Genomic DNA, 2068 nt, shown 5'->3' on the forward strand with positions numbered 1-2068 from the left:
CCAAAGGTGAGCAGTTTGACGCCATTTTGATGGATTGTATGATGCCGGTGATGGACGGACTAACCGCGACAAAAGAGATTCGCCGTTGGGAAAAGAAAGTGGGCTGCAAGAAAACAACCATCATTGCTTTGACCGCGAGTGTGTTGGAAGAGGACATTCACAATTGTTTTGCTGCGGGTATGGATGCGTATTTGCCAAAGCCGTATAAATCTAACCAGTTATTTGAGTTGTTTAATGAACTAAAGCTTGCTTAAATCGCACTGATAAGCCGAATTCATTACGGCTTTTTAGAACGAATATAAAGGAAGTGACATGTTTAAACTCGCTGTTATCGGGACTAACTGGATTTCGCAACAATTTGTTGAAGCAGCAATCCAAACCAAGCAGTTTTGCCTTAAAGCTGTGTATTCGAGAGATATAGAAAAAGCGCGTTTGTTTGGTACGCCTTACGATGCAGATACTTATTACGACAGCCTAGAAACATTAGGTCAGGATGCAGACATTGATGCGGTGTACATCGCCAGTCCGAATTCGCTTCATGCTCCTCAAGCCATTCAAATGTTAAAAGCGGGCAAACACGTCATTTGTGAAAAGCCAATGGCTTCAAACTACGCATTGGCACAACAGATGTTTGCCTGTGCTGAGGAAAACAACGTTGTGTTGTTTGAAGCGTTTATGTCGCCTTACACACCAAACTTCCAAGTATTGAAAGAGAGCTTACCGTCTATCGCTCCGTTACGACATGCGACGATTAGCTATTGCCAGTATTCATCGAGATACCAAAAATACCTAAATGGAGAAAATCCAAACACATTCAATCCTGCGTTTTCCAATGGCTCCATCATGGACATCGGTTATTACTGCGTGGGTTCTGCGATTGAGTTGTTTGGTGAGCCGAACTCTGTTCAAGCCAGTGCACATGTGCTTCCATCAGGCGTTGACGGATGCGGCAGCGTAACGCTGGCGTATGATGGCTTTAACGTAAATCTTCTGCACTCGAAAGTCAGTGATTCTCTTATCCCAAGCGAGTTTCAAGGTGAGCAAGGCAGTGTGTTGGTCGATATGATCGCCACAGGCCGTGGTGTAGAGCGTATTCTTCGTGGTGAAGAAAAAGAGACTCTAACTTTGCCTCAAACCGAGAATCATATGTTCTACGAAGCAGAAGCATTTGCGAAGCAGTTAAAGCTTGGTGTGATTGATGAACAAATGAAACAACGTTCGTTGACCGTTGCAAAAGTATTGACTGAAGTACGCAAACAAACTGGCGTAGTATTCCCTGCTGACCAGTAAGCTTGTGCATGGTATAGCCAAAAGTTGATAGTAAGAAGCCCTCAGTGGAGGGCTTCTTTGTTAATACTAAAACTTAGGCTGTAGCTTGCTTTATCGCAAGTTTGTGTATGGTTTTACGGTAAGTAAGGTAAGCAGAAATACCCGCCATAATATTACCCGCACACGCACCAAACAGCAGACCTCTGATACCGCCCAGTTGCGCACCCAGCCATAGGCAAGGTAGGAAGAAAACAAACAAGCGCAATGCCGAAATGGTTAATGCTGTGTACGATTTCCCTAGCGCATTGCAAATCGACACCATCAGCATACAAACGCCAAGAGAGCCCAAACTTATCGGCACAATCATTAGATGCATGTGGAGCACTTGTTCTACTTGGGTATCACTTGTCATTAACAACGCGAGCGGGTTTGCAAGCAAGAAGGTAATCGCCGCAATCAAAAGCTGGAAGCCAAGAATGAACTTAACCGCTATTCCAACCAGAGATTGAATGTCTCGATAGTTCTTTGCGCCTAACAAACGCCCCACCATTGGAGGCATCGACATGGTCAGTGCCAATACAGACACAATGGCAAAAAACTCGTAACGCCAGCCTAGCGCCCAAGCAGCGACTGCGGCAGTTCCAAAGCTGGCAAGCAACTTGGTCGCTAACATTGAAGAGAGCGGCGGTAGCAATTGACTGACCATGGCTGGCCCCATGATGTTACCTATCGAAGTGACGCTTTTCATCACATTCAGATCTTGCCATTGCGTTGTAGCCCAGTGGTTGCGCTTCACTCT

The 2068-nt window shown here is 45.5% G+C and carries 3 protein-coding genes; 2 read left to right on the forward strand and 1 reads right to left on the reverse strand.

What is annotated here, in order from left to right; all coding sequences use genetic code 11:
• Together R8N46_RS24370 and R8N46_RS24375 are read left to right on the forward strand one after the other, a co-directional pair.
• Positions 1-254 (forward strand): response regulator (locus tag R8N46_RS24370; RefSeq protein WP_318189675.1); only part of this gene is annotated, 254 nt, incomplete at its 5' end.
• Positions 255-312: 58 nt separating this feature from the next.
• Complete coding sequence (locus tag R8N46_RS24375) at positions 313-1290, forward strand: Gfo/Idh/MocA family protein (protein WP_005477354.1); 978 nt, start codon at positions 313-315, stop codon at positions 1288-1290.
• A gap of 73 nt (positions 1291-1363) precedes the next feature.
• On the opposite strand, the gene R8N46_RS24380 is transcribed toward R8N46_RS24375, so the two are convergent.
• Positions 1364-2068: MATE family efflux transporter (locus R8N46_RS24380; protein ID WP_318189676.1), on the reverse strand; the 705-nt coding region annotated here is incomplete at its 5' end.

This window comes from Vibrio sp. 1874, assembly GCF_033344395.1.
GTDB classification, from domain to species: Bacteria; Pseudomonadota; Gammaproteobacteria; order Enterobacterales; family Vibrionaceae; genus Vibrio; species Vibrio alginolyticus.

Bases quoted from the DNA above. Each gene is read 5' to 3' on its own strand.
- R8N46_RS24375 (WP_005477354.1), top strand. From the start codon at position 313: ATGTTTAAACTCGCTGTTATCGGGACTAACTGGATTTCGCAACAATTT.